Source organism: Faecalitalea cylindroides ATCC 27803 (assembly GCF_000469305.1).
Taxonomy (GTDB): domain Bacteria; phylum Bacillota_I; class Bacilli_A; order Erysipelotrichales; family Erysipelotrichaceae; genus Faecalitalea; species Faecalitalea cylindroides.
Genome location: NZ_KI271024.1, coordinates 1 through 803, shown reverse-complemented (window position 1 = coordinate 803; position 803 = coordinate 1). Strand labels below are relative to the sequence as shown.

Below are 803 nucleotides of genomic sequence, written 5' to 3'. Positions count from 1 at the left end.
TCCGGCAAGGTGGCGGTCACAGAAGAAATGAAAGTAAAACTTCTGGAAGCTCTGGAAAAATTCAATCCAGAAGCACCGCTTACCATGCTGTTTGATTATGTGAGGATACGGTTTCCGACACTGGATATTGGACATATCATCAAAGATATTTTACAGCTCAATATTCAGTACATGATACATGAGGACTTCGGGCATTACAGTTATACAGAACACTACTACATCGGAGATATTTTCGTATATACTTCTCCCGATGAAGAAAAAGGTGTCCTGTTGGAACTGAAAGGCAAAGGCTGTCGCCAGTTTGAAAGTTATCTGTTGGCACAGGAACGGAGCTGGTATGATTTCCTTATGGACGCTCTGGTGGACGGTGGTGTGATGAAACGCCTTGACCTTGCCATCAATGACCATACGGGAATGTTAGATATTCCAGAACTGACCGAAAAATGCCGGAATGAGGAATGTGTATCGGTGTTCCGTTCCTTTAAGTCCTATGCTTCCGGCGAACTGGTCAAGCATGAGGAACAGGACAAGGCTGGTATGGGGTATACGCTTTATATCGGTTCACTGAAAAGTGAGGTGTACTTCTGTGTCTATGAAAAAAGCTATGAGCAGTACATCAAACTTGGGATTCCCATTGAGGAAGCACCCATAAAAAACAGATTTGAAATACGGTTGAAAAATGAACGTGCTTATTATGCTGTCCGTGACCTGCTGACTTACTATGACGCTGAACGGACGGCATTTTCTATTATCAACCGTTATGTACGCTTTGTGGATAAGGAAGCAGACAAGAAACGGAGCGA

1 protein-coding gene is annotated in these 803 nt (G+C 43.5%); it reads left to right on the top strand.

The window, feature by feature from the left end:
• On the top strand, positions 1-803 hold an 803-nt coding region (locus HMPREF0367_RS07190), incomplete at both ends, for a replication initiation factor domain-containing protein (RefSeq protein ID WP_035402788.1).